The sequence below is a fragment of the Acinetobacter sp. ANC_7511 genome (genome assembly GCF_056779975.1).
On the sequence record NZ_JBWYIY010000005.1, the window covers coordinates 45,596 to 64,666 of the forward strand.

At 40.8% G+C, this 19,071-nt stretch carries 15 protein-coding genes and 2 pseudogenes; 5 read left to right on the forward strand and 12 right to left on the reverse strand.

All coding sequences use genetic code 11. The features are described from left to right. The first annotated feature begins 1 nt into the window (after position 1). The 5 genes from AC1M9L_RS04515 to AC1M9L_RS04535 are packed head-to-tail and all read left to right on the forward strand — an operon-like array spanning position 2 to position 3,380. Positions 2-367: a Na+/H+ antiporter subunit C gene (locus AC1M9L_RS04515; protein WP_092767259.1), complete on the forward strand. Its 366-nt coding sequence runs from the start codon at positions 2-4 to the stop codon at positions 365-367. Continuing rightward, positions 367-2,178 (forward strand): monovalent cation/H+ antiporter subunit D, encoded by a 1,812-nt coding sequence (locus tag AC1M9L_RS04520; RefSeq protein ID WP_481591466.1) that lies wholly within the window; start codon positions 367-369, stop codon positions 2,176-2,178. Before AC1M9L_RS04515 ends, AC1M9L_RS04520 begins: the two co-directional genes overlap by 1 nt. A 3-nt stretch (positions 2,179-2,181) precedes the next feature. Next, positions 2,182-2,706 (forward strand): Na+/H+ antiporter subunit E, encoded by a 525-nt coding sequence (locus tag AC1M9L_RS04525; RefSeq protein ID WP_416224323.1) that lies wholly within the window; start codon positions 2,182-2,184, stop codon positions 2,704-2,706. Continuing rightward, on the forward strand, positions 2,703-2,978 hold the full coding sequence (locus AC1M9L_RS04530) for a monovalent cation/H+ antiporter subunit F (RefSeq protein WP_092767266.1): 276 nt from the start codon (positions 2,703-2,705) through the stop codon (positions 2,976-2,978). Before AC1M9L_RS04525 ends, AC1M9L_RS04530 begins: the two co-directional genes overlap by 4 nt. A 15-nt stretch (positions 2,979-2,993) precedes the next feature. Beyond that, on the forward strand, positions 2,994-3,380 hold the full coding sequence (locus AC1M9L_RS04535) for a Na+/H+ antiporter subunit G (protein ID WP_481590464.1): 387 nt from the start codon (positions 2,994-2,996) through the stop codon (positions 3,378-3,380). Between the two features lie 33 nt (positions 3,381-3,413). Here the strand turns inward: AC1M9L_RS04535 and AC1M9L_RS04540 are convergent, their stop codons facing one another. The 12 genes and pseudogenes from AC1M9L_RS04540 to AC1M9L_RS04595 all read right to left on the reverse strand — a co-directional run bounded on the left by AC1M9L_RS04540 (position 3,414) and on the right by AC1M9L_RS04595 (position 18,959). Next, a complete protein-coding gene (locus AC1M9L_RS04540; protein WP_481589148.1) occupies positions 3,414-4,304 on the reverse strand; it encodes a metal-dependent hydrolase in 891 nt (296 codons plus the stop codon). Between the two features lie 281 nt (positions 4,305-4,585). Further along, positions 4,586-6,007 (reverse strand): FAD-dependent oxidoreductase, encoded by a 1,422-nt coding sequence (locus tag AC1M9L_RS04545; protein WP_035263992.1) that lies wholly within the window; start codon positions 6,005-6,007, stop codon positions 4,586-4,588. 72 nt (positions 6,008-6,079) lie between these two features. Continuing rightward, a complete protein-coding gene (gene gltB, locus AC1M9L_RS04550; protein ID WP_481591467.1) occupies positions 6,080-10,555 on the reverse strand; it encodes a glutamate synthase large subunit in 4,476 nt (1,491 codons plus the stop codon). A gap of 414 nt (positions 10,556-10,969) precedes the next feature. Next, positions 10,970-11,815, reverse strand: coding sequence for a hypothetical protein (locus AC1M9L_RS04555; protein ID WP_481591468.1), 846 nt, complete (start codon positions 11,813-11,815; stop codon positions 10,970-10,972). 14 nt (positions 11,816-11,829) lie between these two features. Beyond that, positions 11,830-12,909, reverse strand: a complete 1,080-nt coding sequence (aroB, locus tag AC1M9L_RS04560; protein WP_481591469.1) for a 3-dehydroquinate synthase — start codon at positions 12,907-12,909, stop codon at positions 11,830-11,832. Positions 12,910-12,934: 25 nt separating this feature from the next. Continuing rightward, positions 12,935-13,477, reverse strand: coding sequence for a shikimate kinase AroK (gene aroK, locus AC1M9L_RS04565; protein WP_035263975.1), 543 nt, complete (start codon positions 13,475-13,477; stop codon positions 12,935-12,937). Positions 13,478-13,513: 36 nt separating this feature from the next. After that, positions 13,514-15,244: pseudogene (locus tag AC1M9L_RS04570) on the reverse strand (type IV pilus secretin PilQ); the annotation flags it as partial. Positions 15,245-15,604: 360 nt separating this feature from the next. Further along, positions 15,605-16,003, reverse strand: a pseudogene (locus tag AC1M9L_RS04575) (AMIN domain-containing protein); the annotation flags it as partial. Between the two features lie 19 nt (positions 16,004-16,022). After that, positions 16,023-16,550 (reverse strand): pilus assembly protein PilP, encoded by a 528-nt coding sequence (locus AC1M9L_RS04580; protein WP_481589152.1) that lies wholly within the window; start codon positions 16,548-16,550, stop codon positions 16,023-16,025. Further along, the gene (locus AC1M9L_RS04585) at positions 16,550-17,278 is read right to left on the reverse strand and encodes a type IV pilus inner membrane component PilO (RefSeq protein WP_481591470.1); all 729 of its coding nucleotides are present in this window, start codon (positions 17,276-17,278) and stop codon (positions 16,550-16,552) included. The genes AC1M9L_RS04580 and AC1M9L_RS04585 overlap by 1 nt, the downstream gene beginning before the upstream one ends. Continuing rightward, positions 17,275-17,901 carry a PilN domain-containing protein gene (locus AC1M9L_RS04590; protein WP_035263969.1) on the reverse strand — a complete coding sequence of 209 codons (627 nt, stop codon included), beginning with the start codon at positions 17,899-17,901 and terminating at the stop codon, positions 17,275-17,277. The genes AC1M9L_RS04585 and AC1M9L_RS04590 overlap by 4 nt, the downstream gene beginning before the upstream one ends. Continuing rightward, complete coding sequence (locus AC1M9L_RS04595; RefSeq protein ID WP_035263966.1) at positions 17,901-18,959, reverse strand: pilus assembly protein PilM; 1,059 nt, start codon at positions 18,957-18,959, stop codon at positions 17,901-17,903. Before AC1M9L_RS04595 ends, AC1M9L_RS04590 begins: the two co-directional genes overlap by 1 nt. Positions 18,960-19,071: the final 112 nt, after the last annotated feature.

Sequence of the window (19,071 nt, forward strand, 5' to 3'; positions counted from 1 at the left end):
AATGATTAGTTTAGAATTTTTACTCGCCTCCGCTATTGGATTATTGGTTGCCACTGGTATTTATCTGATTTTACGTGCCCGCACTTTCCCTGTGGTACTAGGCTTGGCCATGATAGGGTATGCAGTCAATTTATTTCTCTTTGCAATGGGGCGGATTCAATTAAATTCACCTGCGATTTTAACCAATGCCACTCAAGTTACAGATCCATTACCTCAAGCACTTGTATTAACGGCAATTGTAATCGGTTTTGCCACAACTGCTTTTATCGTGCAACTAGCATTGAGAAGTCGTTATGAATCGGGTACTGATCATGTTGACTCTAAAGAAGAAATAATCAATACAGACCCAAGAGAGGATGAGCCTTAATGATGAATTTTTATGATTTATGGCTCACCCACTCGCCAATTTTAAGTATTTTAATTCCGACATTTACTGCATTTATTTTAGTGCTATTGGGTAATCCAGGTTCAGGATCTTTAGCGCATGACTGGCGTCAACCTTGGCGTCGTGGAATCAGTTTAACATCGGTTTTTCTTGGTTTAGCGACTGCAATCATTTACTTAATTCAGGCGAACTCTGGTCAGATCTATGTGTATAGTTTAAGCGAGTGGTCAGCTCCTTTTGGCATTGTACTTGTAGTAGATCGTTTGGCAGCCTTTATGCTCGTGCTCACCTATGCTCTTGCGACACCAATTATTTGGTTTGCAAGTAAAGAATGGGATGAACGTGGACGCTATTTCCATGCAATGAGCCATTTTTTACTCATGGGATTATGTGGTGCATTTCTAACAGGCGACTTATTTAACTTGTTTGTTTTCTTTGAAGTGCTATTGATGGCTTCATATGTATTGCTTCTACATGGTCAAGGCAAAGCACGTTTCCAACTTGGTATTCACTATGTAACGATCAACCTATTAGCGTCTGCATTCTTTTTGATTGGCTTAGGGATGATTTATGGTAATACTGGTAGCCTGAATATGGCTGATGTGGGTCGAATTGTACGTACACTTGAAGGTGATCAGTACAATATGGCAGTTGCAGGCGGATTAATGCTGTTTGTAGTCTTTGGTATCAAGGCTGCAATCCTCCCTGTCGGACTATGGCTACCTAAAACTTATGCCGTCGCCACGACCCCTGTAGCCGCATTATTCACCATCATGACCAAAGTGGGTATCTATGCCATTTTACGTGTGAATGGAACCGTATTCACCGATGAGCTTTCGCGAGAAATTCTCAGCACTTGGCTGCTTCCAATTGGTTTAATTACGACTATTTATGGTGTAATTGGTGCGATTGGTGCAGAGCGAATGCGTCGTTTTGTTGGTTTCATGATCCTATCGTCTATAGGAACGATTGCAATCGCCCTTTCTCTGATGACTGCAGATGCTTGGGCTGCAGCGCTATATTACCTCGTGCATAGTACGATTATTGCCGCTGCATTCTACTTGCTATGCGGTTGGATTACTTCGCAGCGTGGTGCATTCAAAGATCATCTAAAAATCGCACCAATCATGAAACAGCAGACGCTAGTTTCGATTTGCTTCTTCATTATTGCACTCATGATGGCAGGGCTTCCACCCTTCAGTGGATTCTTTGGAAAAGTATTTATCCTTCAAGCGGCCTCTGTATCTAGCTATCAATTGCTCATTATTATTGTTATTCTGATTGTGAGCTTGCTTAGTATCATAGCTTTCACTCGTTTAGGATTCGTTATTTTATGGCGTTCAACTGTACCAGAAAATGACCCTAATCAAGAGTCTTATCATGAATATCAAAAGTTACCAAGCAAGGCACCTCCACGTAATGACACCACAATTTTTGTCTTTATTATAAGTTTAATCGCTTATGTGATATTTGCTCATCCAGTCACACAGTATATTCAACAAACTGCAAATCAGTTAAATGATTCAGAACAATATATTACTGCTGTTTTAAAAATGGATGAACGTGGTGAAGTAATTAGTGTACAACCATTTGATCCCAATTATCTTCCAGAAACAAAATACGGCGGAGAGTTTGCAGACCCAAATGCACATTATATTCCACATGTTATAAGTGAAAAATCACTTGAGGGCGAACACATCTCAGAGTTCAAGCGCCGTCAAATCAAAGAACAAGAATTGAACCAGCGACAACCTGAAGAAGCCCAATCTAAGCTTCAACCGATGGAGCAGTAAATGATACAAAAGAGCTCTCTATTTGATCGAATCATGCCACATCCTTTTGTTTCAGTTATCGTGGCTATCAGTTGGCTGATGTTGGCTAACAGCGCAGCGTTGTTTGATATATTGGTTGCTATTCTTATTGGTTTAGTCATTCCTAAGCTAGTACAACCTTTTATCGTTCGTACACCCAATATTCATTGGGATTTAGCAGTTAAACTGGTTTTTGTTGTGTTATGGGACATTATCATCAGTAATATTCGTGTTGCTAAACAAGTCCTAGGACCTACTGATCGTCTACACCCTAAGTGGTATCGGGTACCTCTAGATACGGATCATGACCAAGTAAACAGTTTACTGGCAATGATCATTACGACTACTCCTGGTACAGTCAGTGCTGGAATCGACCAAGAACGTGGAGATATTCTTGTTCACTCGATTAATACAGACAATCCAGAGGCTGATATTTTAGAAATCAAACAGCGCTACGAAGCGCCTCTCATCGCAATTTTCCATGTAAAACAGCAAGGAGATTCTCAATGATCATTCTTCCTTATGTATTGGGAATTAGCTTAATTGGAATTACGATTTCAATGTTGCTCTGTCTAATCCGTCTTGTAATCGGTCCTTCAATGGTTGATCGACTACTTGCATTAGATACTTTATTTCTGAATGCTACGTGTTTAGTTGTGGTTCTAGGAATTTATTGGGCTAGCACCTCTTTATTTGAAGGTGCACTATTGGTAGCCATGCTCGGTTTCGTATCGACAGCAGCATTAGCTCGCTATTTTACGACAGGCCATGTGGTGGACTAGGAGAAAACTATGAATATTCAGCTGATTATGGAAATCTTAGTTTCCTTCTTCCTGATCAATGGTGCCTTTTTTACACTTGTAGGTGGAATTGGAATGGTGAAATTGCCTGACCTATTCATGCGTCTGCATGCCCCTACAAAGTCGAGCACACTAGGCTTAGGTAGTTTTTTAATAGCAGCTATGATTTATTCAGCTTTTCATAGTCGCTTTGGGTTTGCTGAACTACTGATTACATTACTTGCCTTTATTACGGCGCCTGTATCGGCAAATTTAATTGCACAAGCTGCATTACATTTACGTTTACGCTCTACATCAGGCGATGTCCCCGAAGCACTAGACCGCCCTCTCCCTTGGCAGCGCCAAAGAAGAATGCGTCAGTTTAATCAAGACTCATCTAAGTAATAAAAAAACCTAGCTTTCGCTAGGTTTTTTTTGTTAGCTATATAGTACAGGTTGGGGATGCTCTTGGAAGCCTTCCACTTGATATTCTTCAGCTAATTTTGCCTTCCAATGATTCACGATATCCGTATAGTCAATTTCAGAAGGATGAAAATCTTCTTTGTAATATGATAAATATTCTGGAATTAGCTCGATCATCATTTTAGAAATCAGGTAAATACCATATAAGTTTCCACTGACCTTCGGTAAGCTTTTTCGACGATCTTGCCAAAATAATCGAGTCGCTGAATAAAATGTAAGACTCGCGAAACCTGTGGTTACGCTACGCATAATATTGCGGCGCACTTTGGTATCTTTGTATACCGCTTGATAGACATCAAATGCAACTGCTCGATGTTCAATTTCTTCAATAGCATGCCACACCCAAAGCTTAGTTGCATCTTCATCTAAGGTCGACAGGACTTCAGGATGACGAAGAATATAACCACCCAATAACGCTGTAAAATGCTCAAAAGCACAGGTAATTGCTAACTGCAATTTTGGATGGGTAGTACGAATAAATTCATCGCGTCGCGCTAACCATGCTTGAAAGTTGTCAAGTTGATAATCATCACGACGCCAAGCGTCATTAAATTCCGCATGTGCTTTTGAATGCATCGCTTCTTGACCAATAAATGCTGCAATCTGCGCTTGTAATTTTTCATCTTTCACTTTATCTCGTACATTACGAACACTATGAACAAAGAATTGTTCACCAATTGGAAAGGTAGAAGAAAGTGCCGTCAACAAGTGTGACATGACAGGAGAATTCGCGAAAAAATGGCGTCGTATGGCTTTAGGATTATAATTTAAACGTCGTACGGTAATCCCAATCGCTTTTGGACGATTTAAATAAGATTTATCTTTGGCGATTTGTGTAGTTGTCATTTTAGAGCCTATATGGATATAGCATTTCTTATTCATACTGTCAGAATAAATCAGATTTAATATTGCAAAAATAACCACACAGACAAATAAATTATATTTTTTGCCAATAAAGTCGCAAATTAAATTACAACTCCATTCTCTTTTTTAATTTAATTACATGATTCGTAAGATAGTTCTTGAATTGGATACTTTTGAATATTCAACAAGAGATTGTCAAACAAGTCATGCATATAAATGAAAAATCCTACCGAAGTAGGATTTTTTGTAAGGCATGTTTTCGTTTAAACATCAAGATAATCTAAAATACCTTCAGCAGCCTGACGTCCTTCCCAAATCGCAGTTACGACCAAGTCAGAACCACGCACCATATCTCCACCGGCAAAGATTTTCGGATTAGAAGTTTGGAACTTGTATTGTTGATGCTCAGGAGCAACGACACGACCTGAACCATCTAAATTAATACTTACATCATTAAACCATTCTGCAGGGCTTGTACGGAAACCAAAGGCCAACAGCACTGCATCAGCAGGTAAGATTTCCTCTGAACCTGGGATCGGTTCAGGACTGCGACGACCACGACTATCAGGCTCACTGAGTTGAGTCGTCACAAATTTAACACCTGTGACCTTTCCATTCTCACCCACGATTTCGATCGGCTGACGATTGAACTGAAATTCAACACCTTCTTCTCGCGCATTTTTAACTTCACGGCGTGAACCTGGCATGTTTTCTTCATCGCGGCGGTATGCACAAGTGACAGATGTTGCACCTTGGCGGATTGAAGTACGGTTACAGTCCATAGCAGTATCACCGCCACCGAGTACAATAACTTTCTTACCTTCCACACTGATAAATTCTGAAGGATCTTTCTCCCAACCTTGGCAACGATTCACATTGGCAATTAAGAAATCAAGCGCATCATAAACACCTTCCAAATCTTCACCTGCGAAACCACCTTTCATGTATGTGTATGTTCCCATACCCATGAAGACAGCGTCATAATCAGCAAGCAATTGATCAATAGTGATGTCTGTGCCAATTTCTGTATTTAAACGGAATTCAATCCCCATGCCTGTAAAGATTTCACGACGACGTTTCATCACGTCCTTTTCCATCTTAAATTCAGGAATACCAAAGGTCAGCAAACCACCAATTTCTGGGCGCTTATCAAATACGACAGGTTTAACACCATTGCGCACCAAAATGTCCGCACAACCTAGACCTGCAGGGCCTGCACCAATAATCGCGACTTTTTTATCTGTCCATTTGACATGAGACATGTCAGGACGCCAGCCCAATGCAAATGCCGTATCATTAATATACTTTTCAGCATTTCCAATGGTCACCGCACCAAACCCATCATTTAGTGTACATGCACCTTCACACAAACGGTCTTGAGGACAAACTCGACCACACACCTCCGGTAGAGTATTGGTTTGGTGGCAAAGCTCTGCTGCTTGAAAAATACGACCTTCAGCAATCAGTTTTAACCAGTTTGGAATATAGTTATGTACTGGACATTTCCATTCACAGTAAGGGTTACCACAACCTAAACAGCGATGTGTTTGGTTTTTCGCAACTTCAGCTGTAAAGGGTTTATAAATTTCCACAAACTCAGCTTTGCGGACGTTGAGATCTTTTTTCTCTGGATCTTGGCGTGCGACATCCAGGAATTGAAAGTCATTATTAAGGCGTTCTGCCATGTCTCTCTCCGTGGGTAGATGCAGTCTATTGTTAGTTCAGCTGCATCTGCCTATATATCTGCAGTAGTGGAATTATTGAGGATCAGCTTGAGTTGTTTTTAATAAAGTCTGCAAGTTTGCAGCTTTTGGTTTCACCAACCAGAATTTACGGCTGTAGAAATCAAACTCGTTACGGATCTTGTACGCCCAAGCACTACCAGTTTCCTTAATATGCTCATCTAAAATGCGGCTTAAGAACTCTTTATGTTCTTCCATTGATTCGGTCGAAATACGATTAAGCTCGATCAACTCGTGGTTATAATGATCAACAAAGTCATTATCTAAATCAAGTACATAAGCAAAACCACCTGTCATACCTGCACCGAAGTTATGACCAACTTTACCCAGTACCGTCACAATACCACCTGTCATGTATTCACAACAGTGATCTCCAGCACCCTCAATCACCGCGAACGCACCTGAGTTACGAACAGCAAAACGTTCACCAGCTGTACCTGCAGCAAATAATTTACCGCCTGTTGCACCATATAAACATGTGTTACCAATGATCGCTGTTTCTTGTGTTTGGAATGGAGAACCCTTCGGTGGGAAAATTGAGATACGACCACCCGCCATACCTTTACCCACATAGTCATTCGCATCACCCTCAAGCTTGATATGCAGACCACCCGCATTCCATACACCAAGTGATTGTCCAGCAGTTCCTGTCAAATTCACTTTAACAGGGTGTGCTTCCATACTTAAGTTACCATAGCGACGAGCGATCTCACCTGAAACACGTGCCCCAATAGAACGGTCACAGTTACCAATGCTAAAACTGTATTCACCACCTGTACCAGCTTCAATCGCAGGCAATATTTCTGCGATCATAGACTCAGCCAAAACACCTTTATCAAATGGTGCATTTCCTTCGACTTCGCAATATTGAGCTTTGCCTTCAGCAGCTGGATGTGATTCAAGTAAAGCACTTAAGTCTAGGTGAGCATGCTTATCTGTTTCACCAGGTAGCATTTCTAGTAAATCGGTACGACCAATCAAGTCTTTCAAACTTGATACACCTAATGCAGCCAACCACTCACGTGTTTCTTCAGCAATAAAGGTGAAGAAGTTAATGAGCATTTGTGGTTCACCGATATAGTGCTCTTGACGCAAATGATCTTGCTGAGTCGCTACACCAGTCGCACAGTTATTTAAGTGGCAGATACGGAGGTATTTACAACCCAACGCAATCATTGGTGTAGAACCAAAACCGAAGCTTTCCGCACCTAAAATAGCTGCTTTCACGACATCTAGACCCGTTTTTAAACCACCATCCGTTTGAACGCGAACTTTACCACGCAAATCATTTACACGAAGGGCTTGATGCGCTTCAGAAAGACCAAGCTCCCATGGCGAACCCGCATGATGAATCGAAGACAATGGCGATGCTGCTGTACCACCGTCATAACCAGAGATGGTAATAAAGTCAGCATAGGCTTTTGCAACACCCGCAGCAATCGTACCCACACCTGGCTCGGATACCAGTTTTACAGAGACCATCGCTTGAGGGTTAACTTGTTTTAAATCAAAAATTAACTGCGATAAATCTTCGATTGAATAAATATCGTGGTGCGGTGGTGGAGAAATTAATGTCACACCCGGTACAGAGTAGCGTAAACGTGCAATTAAGCCATTCACTTTACCACCTGGCAACTGACCACCTTCACCCGGTTTTGCACCTTGTGCCACTTTAATTTGCAGTACTTCTGCAGAAGTTAAGTAAGCAGGCGTTACACCAAAACGACCTGATGCGATTTGTTTGATTTTTGAGTTCCGGATTGTGCCGTAACGCGCTGGATCTTCCCCCCCCTCACCTGAGTTCGAACGACCACCAATTGTATTCATTGCAATGGCAATCGCTTCATGTGCTTCTGGTGATAATGCCCCTAAAGACATCCCTGCAGAGTCAAAACGCGGAAGAATCGCTTCTACAGATTCAACTTGATCCAGTGGAATTGAATTTTCTGTTTTGAGTTTAAATAAATCACGAATGGTTGCCACTGGACGATTATTTACAAGCTCAGCATATTCTTTGAAATCTTCATATTTCCCAGAACGTACAGATTTATGTAGAGCATTAATTACATCAGGATTAAAAGCGTGATATTCCTTATCAAATACAAATTTCAGCAAACCACCTTGTTCAATTGGCTTACGTGATTTCCAAGCGGTTTCTGCTAATTTTTTCAAATCATTTTCAAGATCAACAAAAGTCGCACCTTTAATACGGCTTGGAACACCTGTGAAGCATTTATTAACAACTTCTTCAGATAAACCGACAGCTTCAAATAACTGCCCACCACGATATGAAGCAACAGTCGAAATACCCATTTTTGAAAGGACTTTCAGCAATCCTTTTTCAATCCCTTTACGGAAATTCGCTTGTGCATGAATCGGATCACCTAACAACTCACCTTTCGCAATTAAATCATTAATGACGTCATATGCAAGATATGGGTAAATTGCTGTTGCGCCAAAGCCAAGCATTACGGCAAATTGGTGTGGATCACGCGCTAAAGCTGTTTCAACAATAATGTTTGCATCTGTACGTAAACCTGCATGGATGAGGTAATGGTGGATAGCACCCGTTACCATCGCTGCATTAGCTGGTAAGAACCCTTCACGGATTTTCTTATCAGAAATCACCAATAGGGTTTTGCCATCACGAATTGCTTGCGCTGCTTCTTCACAAATACGTGTAATCGCGGCTTCTAGACCTTCAGTCTCTGCATAGTTTAGATCAATATCTGCAATCTCGTAGCCCTTACGACCTAAAGTGCGAATTTGATGCATTTTAGAGTTTGACAGTACAGGACTTGAAATAATTAATCGATCCGCATGCTCTGGACCTTGTTCAAATACATTTTGTTCACGACCCAAACATGTTTCTAAAGACATTACGATCGATTCACGTAATGGATCGATTGGTGGGTTAGTTACCTGAGCAAATTGTTGACGGAAGTAATCTGTTACATGGCGTACTTGACGAGACAATACTGCCATCGGCGTATCATCGCCCATCGAACCTACCGCTTCTTGACCACTTTCAGCGATTGGACGTAATAACTGATCTCGCTCTTCAAATGTCACCATAAACATTTTTTGTGCCGCTTTTAAAGCATCGCCTTTTAAGCCTTGATCACATAGATATTCTTCTAACTCTGGACTACCTTGGATACGCACTGAATTTTCACGCAACCATTGACGATAAGGACGCATTTTTTTCAGATGATTACTGACGTCTTTAGTATCCAGCAATTTGCCAGTGAAAGTGTCAATGACTAAGATCTGACCTGGTCCAACACGACCTTTAGATACTACGTCTTCTGGTTCATAACCCCAGACACCAATTTCTGATGCAAGTGTGATGTAACCATTCTTAGTAATTACCCAACGTGCAGGACGTAAGCCATTACGGTCAAGCATACAAATCGCATGACGACCATCTTGAATCACAAGACCTGCTGGCCCGTCCCATGCTTCCATATGTTTAGAGTTAAACTCATAGAATGCACGTAAATCAGCATCTAAAGTTTCAACGTTTTGCCATGCTGGTGGAACGAGCATACGTAGTGCACGGAATAAATCCATACCTCCACCAACCAAGATCTCGAGCATGTTGTCTAAACTTGAAGAGTCAGAGCCAGTACGGTTTACGATTGGGTTGAGCTCAGTTAAACCAGGCAAGAGCGGGTTTTCAAACTTTGGTGTACGTGCCATCGCCCAGTTACGGTTTGCTGTAATGGTATTAATTTCACCATTGTGCGCTAAGTAACGGAAAGGTTGTGCCAATGGCCAACGTGGCAATGTATTGGTTGAGAAACGCTGATGGAACACTACAATGTGTGATTCCAAACGTGGATCAGCTAAATCTGTATAAAAATCTGCAATCGCTTCAGGCATCATTAAGCCTTTATAAGAGATCACAGTTGAACAAAGTGTTGTAACGTAGAATGAACTATCTTGACTTAATTTTTGTTCAGCACGACGTCGAGCCAAGAATAACTTACGATTAAACTCAACTTCTTCAACACCCATTGGACAGTTAACAATTACTTGTTCAAAAGCTGGCAAAGACTGCATCGCAATTGAGCCTAATGCTTCATTATTGGTTGGCACTAAGCGCCATGCAATTACACGCAAACCTTCTGATTCGATTTCTTTAGTCAGCACTTGTTTTGCATGTGCAGCAATTGCAGGATCTAGGCTAAGAAAAACTGTACCTACTGCAAAAATTTCACTGAGTGTAATATCACTTAAACGTTTTGCTTCTTCACGGAACAATTGCTTAGGCATAGCCAACAGTAGACCACATCCATCACCCGTCTTACCATCTGCAGCAATACCACCGCGGTGCGTCATACAACTTAAACTATGAATCGCGGTCTTGACCAAGTCATGACTCGCATCACCTTGCATATGGGCGATTAATCCGAAACCACAGTTATCTTTAAACTCATCCGGTTGGTATAGACCTTTAGCGGGAGCTACAGTATTAGGCGATGGCATGTGCATAGCGTACCCTTCTTCAACATGGCCCTCATTGGGCAAAACTTATCTATTCTTCAAATACGATTTCTTTATAAAACAAAGACATGATTCTGTATGTCTTTCGTTATTGAACGTCTTTTCTGATTTAATTTCACAAATGTACGAGACGATTTGCACCCATTTAAAGCAGATCAATTTGACTAAATCGCACACTAAATTAAGGTCTTCGCGCCAAAATAGGGACAATTTACTTAATCAGCGCACCAATAAAAGCAAAATCTATGCCAATATTTATTTATTCCGTGCAAGCGTTTTATTTCAATTATTTTGTCATTATTAACCGAAAAGGCACCAAATTAGAACCACTTTATCGCACCAATGATGTGCAAATTTATTATGCTTTCGTTTAATTTTGCGCCATTTTATACCATTTTAATTAAATGGATCACTAATTTGAGCCTCTTGATTCCGCTTATCCGTATTATTCTTTGAGTTATCGCTCGAAATAGGGTCAACATTCGATTGCGAACGTCTCACATCAACCACATTTCCTGACTGATCTTTTCTTGTAATAGTCACATTGGTTGTTGCCTTAGCAGGATCAACCATAGGGGTTGGCTTAGGACGAACCAGCAAGGACTCATCAATCAATGGTACAGCTGCAGGTCGTAATTTAATTTCGTATAATTTTGCAGTTGTTAGTTCTTCAGAACCCATGTCATTAACTTGACCCACAAACTGATTAAAGCCAGCAACTTTAGGCGATACAGAAGGTGGTAACTTTAAATCCAATCCATTTAAAGTTGTCTTGGCAGCACCTTCCCCCATAAACAGCCCATAACCCAAAATGTACTGTTCAACTTGATCTTCACCACTCAAACGAAAATAAATGTATGGTTTACGATCAGTTTGCTTATTAAGAAAACTTTTAATTACATCTTCATTAGTAACGCGAAATAGTTCGATATAATAATTATTTTTATTGTCTTGAATAAACTTTGTGCCTCTAAATTCAGGCAAATGGTTTCCTGAAGCCACTTTACGCGCAGTTAATTCCAAAGGTCGCACTTGATCAGTCAGCCCGCCCAAATAATTTGTTGCTGCCACCTTTTCAGGTTGAATCTGGACTTGAGTTTCTTCAATTTGCTTAGACTGAGTAACCAACTCTTTGCTATCAGTCAAAATCCAGAATACAAAAGATGCGACTAAAAACAGTATGCCACCGATCAACCAAATATATTGTTGCGCTGTGCGTGGGGATGAGTGGCGTACCGTCATGAGAAAACCTAAGATTATGCTTGATTACGTAAAATCGCTTGTTTCATTAATTCCACATCAAACTCTTTGGTAATTACTGCTTGCCCTAGCGACTTCAAGAGCACTAAACGTAATTGACCATTCAGGACTTTTTTGTCATGAGACATATATGCCAAAAATTCATCAAGTGGAATTTGAGGACATTTTATCGGTAATTTCGCACGTTGAATGATAATTTTTGTACGTTCAAGGTCAGCTTCTGTGATCCACCCCATTAAATAAGATAAATCTGCCGCCATCACCATTCCCGTCGCCACAGCCTCACCATGTAACCACTCACCATATCCCAGATAAGATTCAATCGCATGTCCAAAGGTATGACCTAAATTCAGTAATGCACGCTCACCCTGTTCTTTCTCGTCATTGGCCACAATTCGCGCTTTGTGTGCACAAGAGCGGTACACTGCTTCAGCAAGTAATTCTGGATGTTGTGCAACCAGACCATCCATGTTTTCCTCAAGCCATGCAAGAAAATCAACATCTCCTAATAGGGCATACTTAATGACTTCAGCCAAACCTGCTGATAACTCACGCTCAGGCAATGTTTTAAGTTGCGCCATATCCGCAAGTACGACCTGTGGCTGCTGGAATGCGCCAATCATGTTTTTGCCTAATGAGTGGTTGATTCCAGTTTTACCGCCAACGCTCGAATCGACTTGCGATAGCAGCGTAGTCGGGACTTGAATAAAATACACTCCGCGTTGGAAACAAGATGATGCAAATCCAGCCATGTCACCAATCACCCCTCCACCCAAGGCAAGCACTGTACAATCGCGGTTAAATCCTGCCTCAAGCAAGGCATCAAAAATTAAATTCAAATGTTCAATATTTTTATAACATTCACCATCAGGTAGAACACATGTCTCAACTTTTTTACCTAAACCTTCCACAGCTGATACATAGTGATTTAAATACAACGGTTTAACCGTTTCATTGGTGACAATCATGACCTGTTGCCCATGAATATAGGGTTCAAGTAATTGTTGCGGATCTAAATCACTACCAATGAAAATAGGATAACGGCGTTCACCGAGTTCAACGAATAAGGTTTGCATGATGTTATAAGCCAATAAAACAAATTTAATTCAATTCTTTTGCGACAATCACATTAAGAATACGTTGTGCCAAATCACGCGCAGCACCTTGATTCGTTTCAATAATATGATGTGCAACTTCACGATACAGCGGATCACGAATATTCAATAATTCACGTAATTTCTGTTCAGGATTTTCGACTTGTAATAAAGGTCGATTTTTATCACGGTAGGTTCTTTGAAGTTGTATTTCTACGGGAGTATAAAGATAAATCACAATACCTCGATCTTTTAGATAAGATCGATTAATCGACTGAGTAACTGCACCGCCACCCGTCGCAACAACTAAATTTTGTTTTGATGTTAAATCATCAATTACCAGTGATTCACGATGTCTGAATCCCTGTTCACCCTCTTTCTCAAAAATCCATGGGATGGTCGCCCCAGTTTTTCTTTCTATCTCATGATCACTATCAAGAAACTCTCGATGAAGTAAATCTGCAAGATGTCGACCAACGGTTGTTTTACCAGCTCCCATGGGCCCTACCAAATAAATATTCGGTAGGGTTTCAAACTCTTTGCTTGGCAAGGAGTCACCTATTGAATTGCTTTCATTGAAACTATATTAATTGTTTCTAGTTTGCCTGTCATTAACAATTCTTGGTGTCACAAAGATTAATAACTCACGCTTATTCTCTGTTTTACTGTCTTTACGGAATAGACGACCAACAGCAGGAATATCACCAAAGAAAGGCACCTTGGTTTGGTTAAAAATCGTTTCTTGCTCGAAAATACCACCTAGCACCACAGTTTCACCGTTGTTCACAAGCACATTGGTATCAATTTGATTTTTATTCAAAATGATTTCCCCATTCTGTGCATAACCTGCTGGTGAATCACTGGTAATGTTCAATTTCATTTGAATTTTACCATCAGGCGTAATACTTGGTGTTACCTCTAAGCTTAACAATGCTTCTTTAAAGGAAGTCGTCGCCGTTGCAGCACCACCTGCAGTTTCAGTGGTTTGGTAAGGGATTTCTTGACCCGAAGCAACTTTCGCTTGTTGCTTATCAGCAGTGAGAACTTTTGGTGTAGAAATAACTTCACCGTAGCCATCAGCTTGTAGTGCCGACAACTCAAGATCCAGCATAAAATCAGACATATTGATTAAACCAAATGCAATTTTACCTGCAGCCCCAGCCACACCTAAATCCACATTTAAGTTATCAGGACGTTGAATATTATAACGACCATCCTCACTTGGTGATTTTAAATCCCACAGCGTTTGATCACTACCACCAACCAAAAGATCATTATTGGTTGCAACACCTTTCGATACTACACCCCATTTCACACCCATTTCTTTGGTGAAATCTGTTGTCGCGCGTACAATACGAGCTTCGATCATGACTTGTTTTACAGAAACATCCAGTAAATCAATCATCTTGCGTATTTGATCAATTTTTTGAACTGTATCATTAATGATCAATGTATTGGTGCGTGGATCAATTGAAACTGTACCACGTGGACTTAATAATGACCCGACACTGTCCCCCAATGGGTCAGTTGTTGAGTTTGTATTATTACCATTAGATGAACGGCTGTTACGACCTTCAGTAATCAACTTTTCAATATCTTCAACTTTGGCATAGCTCAATTGAATATATTCGGTTTGTAATGGTGCCAATTTCACACTTTGTGCAATGGCTTTCGCCTCTTCTTCTTCAGCTTTAATCAATTCTGGAACAGGTGCAATCCAAATCACGTTTCCGTTGCGACGCTTATCCAAGTTCTTGGTTTTCATTACAATATCAAGCGCTTGATCCCAAGGCACATCTTTTAAGCGTAATGTAATATTCCCCTGAACTGAATCCGAAGTCACCATATTAATGCCGGTAAAATCAGCCAACAATTGTAATACGCGGCGCACTTCAATGTCTTGGAAGTCGAGAGAAATCTTATTACCTGTATATTTCGGTGTACGATTTTGGCTGCTTAAGCCTTTTTTCTCTTCTGGGCGTTTTAGACTGATCGTTAACTTACCATCTGTTTGATAAGCCATATATTCAAAGCTACCACTCGACTGAATGGAAATTACACCATTTGACTTATCATTATAAGCGTCTACTGTAGAGACAGGCGTCGCAAAATCATTAACGTTTAAACGGCGCACCAAATGCGATGGAATTTTGTTACCAAGGAAACGCACCACAACTTTGCTACCTTGCTGTTGTACATCCACTGGTGTATCTGCTGTTTTTAAATTCAGTACAACTTGTCCCTCACCTGCACTACCGCGCTCAAAACCAATATCTTGTAGTCCTTGTTCTACTGCTTGATAAGCGACAGGTGCTGGCGGTGTATACGCAACAGGCTGCTGATAAACAGGAGCTACTGGAGGTGGTACAGGTGCTGCAACTTGCTGACGAACCACTGGTGCAGGTGGAGCGGCAGGTCTTAAAACCGTAGGCGTTGGTGCAGTTGGTTTCAATACCTGCTGTGCTGCAACAGGAAACACAGGTGTTGGCGTTACTGGTGTCTCTGCCACAGCTGTAGCCGCAACAGGTGTAATGTTATTCGTCAGATTAGGACGTATGACTGGCTTTAAAACACTTGGTTTAGTCGCTGGTTCTACTGCTTTGGCTTGTGTAACCACTGGCGCCGCTGGTGTTGCCACTTTCGCAGAGTTCGGGTTATTTATTTTTAAAATAAAGGTATTGCCTTCAACACGTGTCGTGTAGCTACCTTTCTGCGTTAAATTGACAGTTAACCGTGAACGCTGATCATTAGAAATGACTTCAACTGAGTTTGCTTCAGTGGTCGACACAGGTATTTTAGTATTGGCCAGTGTTTGACCTGCCTGCATAAAATCCAAAACCAATCGAGATGGATTTTCCAATTGATATGACTGTGGCTGTGGAGGTAATCCGTTAAACATGACACGGATTTCTGTTCCTTGACCTGGCACCTGCAAAGGCACAATATTGGTCATCGTAGTTTTAGCCGCCGCTGCCTGCATAACAGCTATAGAAACAGTGGTCATAGCGAATTGACGAAGAAAACGGTTCATATACTGTCGATCCCCACCCCAAAAATTTTGCATACTCTTTTTCATTGTTATTCCTTAACTCGTCTTAACCAACAGGCCCAAGCAACACTAAGCTTCTTGGTCTTTCGATATAACCATCTCGACCATCTGAAACAATTTCAATCAGATCGATTTGAGTCGGCGTTATCTTCACGATGCGCCCTTGGTTCATCCCCATGTAATTACCACGTTGCACACGCTCAATCTCACCATCAGGGGTTTGAATCAAAGCGAGAATCTGGCCATTGTTACGTTTTAAACTTCCTTTGAAGTTTAACGTTTCCAATGCATAGCTTTCTAAAGGCTGTGGTTGACGATTAAAATTAGGATAAACACGTTTACCCGACATGATTCTTAGCTCTGTTGCCAATGAGTTTGGCAAGAATGGACTTCGAAGTTGATGTGCCGAGTAAAGAAAATTTGGAACTGGATTAAATACAGGTGCCGGTTCTATGGGTAAAGGCGGCTGGCTACGAATATTCGCCATTTCTTGATTGACCGCATCAATACGCGAATCACATCCCACCAAAGTCGTTGCAATAATTAATCCGCACAAAAGCTTAAATGATTTCATTATTGTCCTCCTGCTGGCATATCAGCTGGTGGAACAACCGCTGAACCTACCGTATCTTCAGTCGATGCAACATAACGATATGTTTTGGCTTTTAATGAATAATTGATCAGTGGAATATCAGATTTTTTATCTGTACTTGGCGTCGCTGTAATCACAAAATCATGTAAGGTCACGATACGCGGTAAAGACGCAATTCCACTCACAAAACGCCCAAATGAATGATAATCACCTGTCGTTTCTATCGAAATTGGCTGCTCAATAAAGAATTCTTGAGCCACTTCATTTTCGAGACGGATATTTTTAAATTTGAGCCCTGAATTCACACCTGTTAAGTTGATGTCCTCAACTAAACTTGGAATTTCTGTTTCTTTTGGCAATTGTTGTAATTGCTCATTGAAATTCATTTCCATTTGTTGCAACTGTGCTTGGTATTGCTGCAAATTACGGAGCTTAGAATCCTTTTCTTTAAACTCTGTCAGTAAATTTGCCTCTTGTGCTTTAGCAAGATCAATGGATTCAAGTTTTGGTTTAATCACCAAAAAGTAACCAATAGCACAAACAAATAGGAAAATAAAAATCCAACAGGTCATTTTTACAGACAGTGGCCAACTACCGTAGTTATTGGAGTCCAAAGTATTAAATTGCTGAAAGAACTTTTCAACAGTCATGGACTTCTTTTTTGGTGCAGTGACATCTGAATCAAAGTCATTTAAATCATTACGACTCATGGTGCACCTCCCACATTATTCGCGTCCATCTCTGATGTCGGTTGAGCAATTGCACCCAAGTCGACAGTCACGATAAATGTACCGTATGACTCTTCAACTCGAGGGATTACCGAACTTGGTGCTTTTTCCTTCACTTCTGGCGCAGCCAAGAATGAATTCATAAATGCATTTCGGTACCACTGGGAAGCTTCTAAACCACGTAATAACTCTGCTACCGCATTCGGACTTTCTGCTTTACCTTCGATGGTAAATTTATTACCAGTACGGGTAAATTTCGTCAGATACACCGTTTCAGGAACAACACGTACCAATTCATCTACTAAACGCACAGTAACAGGTCGTTGACCTTCAAGACCTTGAATCAGTTTCATCCGCTCAATCACTGCATTTCGACGTTCTTGCAATCCTTCCAAGGATTTTAATTGAACGTCTAAACTTTGATTGGTGCTTACAATAAGTTGGTTTGCTTGTTCTTGGTCTTGCAATTTATGATTCAAGAAGAACCAAGCTGCTAAAACCGATAAAATCGCAAGTAATACCACTGCGATACAGATATAAACAAATTGCTTTTTTCGCTGTTCTCTTAGCTCTTCGCGCCAAGGGAGTAAATTAATTTTAGCCATTAATCAAAACTCCTCAATGCCAAGCCACACGCCACCAATAATGATGGTGCATCATTTTCTATTTTTTTCAGGTCGATTTGAGGAGAAAAGCCCATTTGTAAAAATGGATTAGCAATAGTGACACGATATCCCAATTTTTGTTGCATCATTTTTGCAAGACCTGGGATATTGGCATTACCACCCGCCAATAAAATATGATCAATCTCGTTAAATTGAGAAGAAGAGAAAAAGAACTGTAATGAACGCGCTGCTTGTTGAATCACTGCATCAAGGAATGGCATTAAAACTTCTGTTTCAAAGTCATCTGGTAAGGTGTTGTCTTTTTTAGCACGCCCAGCTTCATCATAAGATAAGCCATAACGATTTTGCACATCTTGAGTCAATTGCTTACCGCCAAACACTTGTTCGCGCGTGTAAATAATTTTGCCATTTTGCATGACTGATAAAGTCGTCATGGTATGACCAATATCAAGAACGCCAACAAGATTTGCACCAATCGGCAATGTATCTGCAAAGACTTCAAAACTACGTTCCAGTGCATAGCTTTCAACATCGGCAACTTTTGGGGTAAGGCCGACCAAATCCAATACTTCAATACGAGAGTCCACGTTTTCAGTACGTGTCGCAACGAGTAGAACGTTCACTCTGTTTGGATTGTTTAATCGCTCAGGAAGCACTTCAAAGTCTAAACTGACTTCGTCAAGTGGGAATGGGATATATTGCTCAGCATCCATACGAATCTGAACTTCACGCTCATCATCGCTCATGTCGGCATCCATCTCGATGACCTTGTGAATCACCATAGATGTAGGTACCGCAAAAGCAGCATTCGTCGATTGCGGATTTGCAATATTAATCGCGCGCTCTAAAGCATCAGCCACGTTATCCTGATTGAGGATGTTTTTTTCAACAACACTCCCATCAACCAATGGACTTAACCCGTAACTTTCAACCCAATAGCGACCGTTTTTAACTGATAGCTCTAATAGCTTAACAGAGGTCGAACTAACATCTACCCCCACTAACCCCTTATTTGGCTTACGATATAGTCTAAGCACAATGCAATTCCTATTATTTTTTTGTCCCCAACAACAGCACAATACAAACTAACTACACTTGGTCTAATTTTTTTGCGGATATAATAACTCAACTAACATTCTGTTAAATGAG

Excerpts from the sequence above, each read along its gene's own strand:
- AC1M9L_RS04515 (WP_092767259.1), top strand. The coding sequence starts at position 2 with ATGATTAGTTTAGAATTTTTACTCGCCTCCGCTATTGGATTATTGGTT.
- AC1M9L_RS04520 (WP_481591466.1), top strand. The coding sequence starts at position 367 with ATGATGAATTTTTATGATTTATGGCTCACCCACTCGCCAATTTTAAGT.
- AC1M9L_RS04530 (WP_092767266.1), top strand. The coding sequence starts at position 2,703 with ATGATCATTCTTCCTTATGTATTGGGAATTAGCTTAATTGGAATTACG.
- AC1M9L_RS04540 (WP_481589148.1), bottom strand. The coding sequence starts at position 4,304 with ATGACAACTACACAAATCGCCAAAGATAAATCTTATTTAAATCGTCCA.
- AC1M9L_RS04545 (WP_035263992.1), bottom strand. The coding sequence starts at position 6,007 with ATGGCAGAACGCCTTAATAATGACTTTCAATTCCTGGATGTCGCACGC.
- gltB (WP_481591467.1), bottom strand. The coding sequence starts at position 10,555 with ATGCCATCGCCTAATACTGTAGCTCCCGCTAAAGGTCTATACCAACCG.
- AC1M9L_RS04555 (WP_481591468.1), bottom strand. The coding sequence starts at position 11,815 with ATGACGGTACGCCACTCATCCCCACGCACAGCGCAACAATATATTTGG.
- aroB (WP_481591469.1), bottom strand. The coding sequence starts at position 12,909 with ATGCAAACCTTATTCGTTGAACTCGGTGAACGCCGTTATCCTATTTTC.
- AC1M9L_RS04580 (WP_481589152.1), bottom strand. The coding sequence starts at position 16,550 with ATGAAATCATTTAAGCTTTTGTGCGGATTAATTATTGCAACGACTTTG.
- AC1M9L_RS04585 (WP_481591470.1), bottom strand. The coding sequence starts at position 17,278 with ATGAGTCGTAATGATTTAAATGACTTTGATTCAGATGTCACTGCACCA.
- AC1M9L_RS04590 (WP_035263969.1), bottom strand. The coding sequence starts at position 17,901 with ATGGCTAAAATTAATTTACTCCCTTGGCGCGAAGAGCTAAGAGAACAG.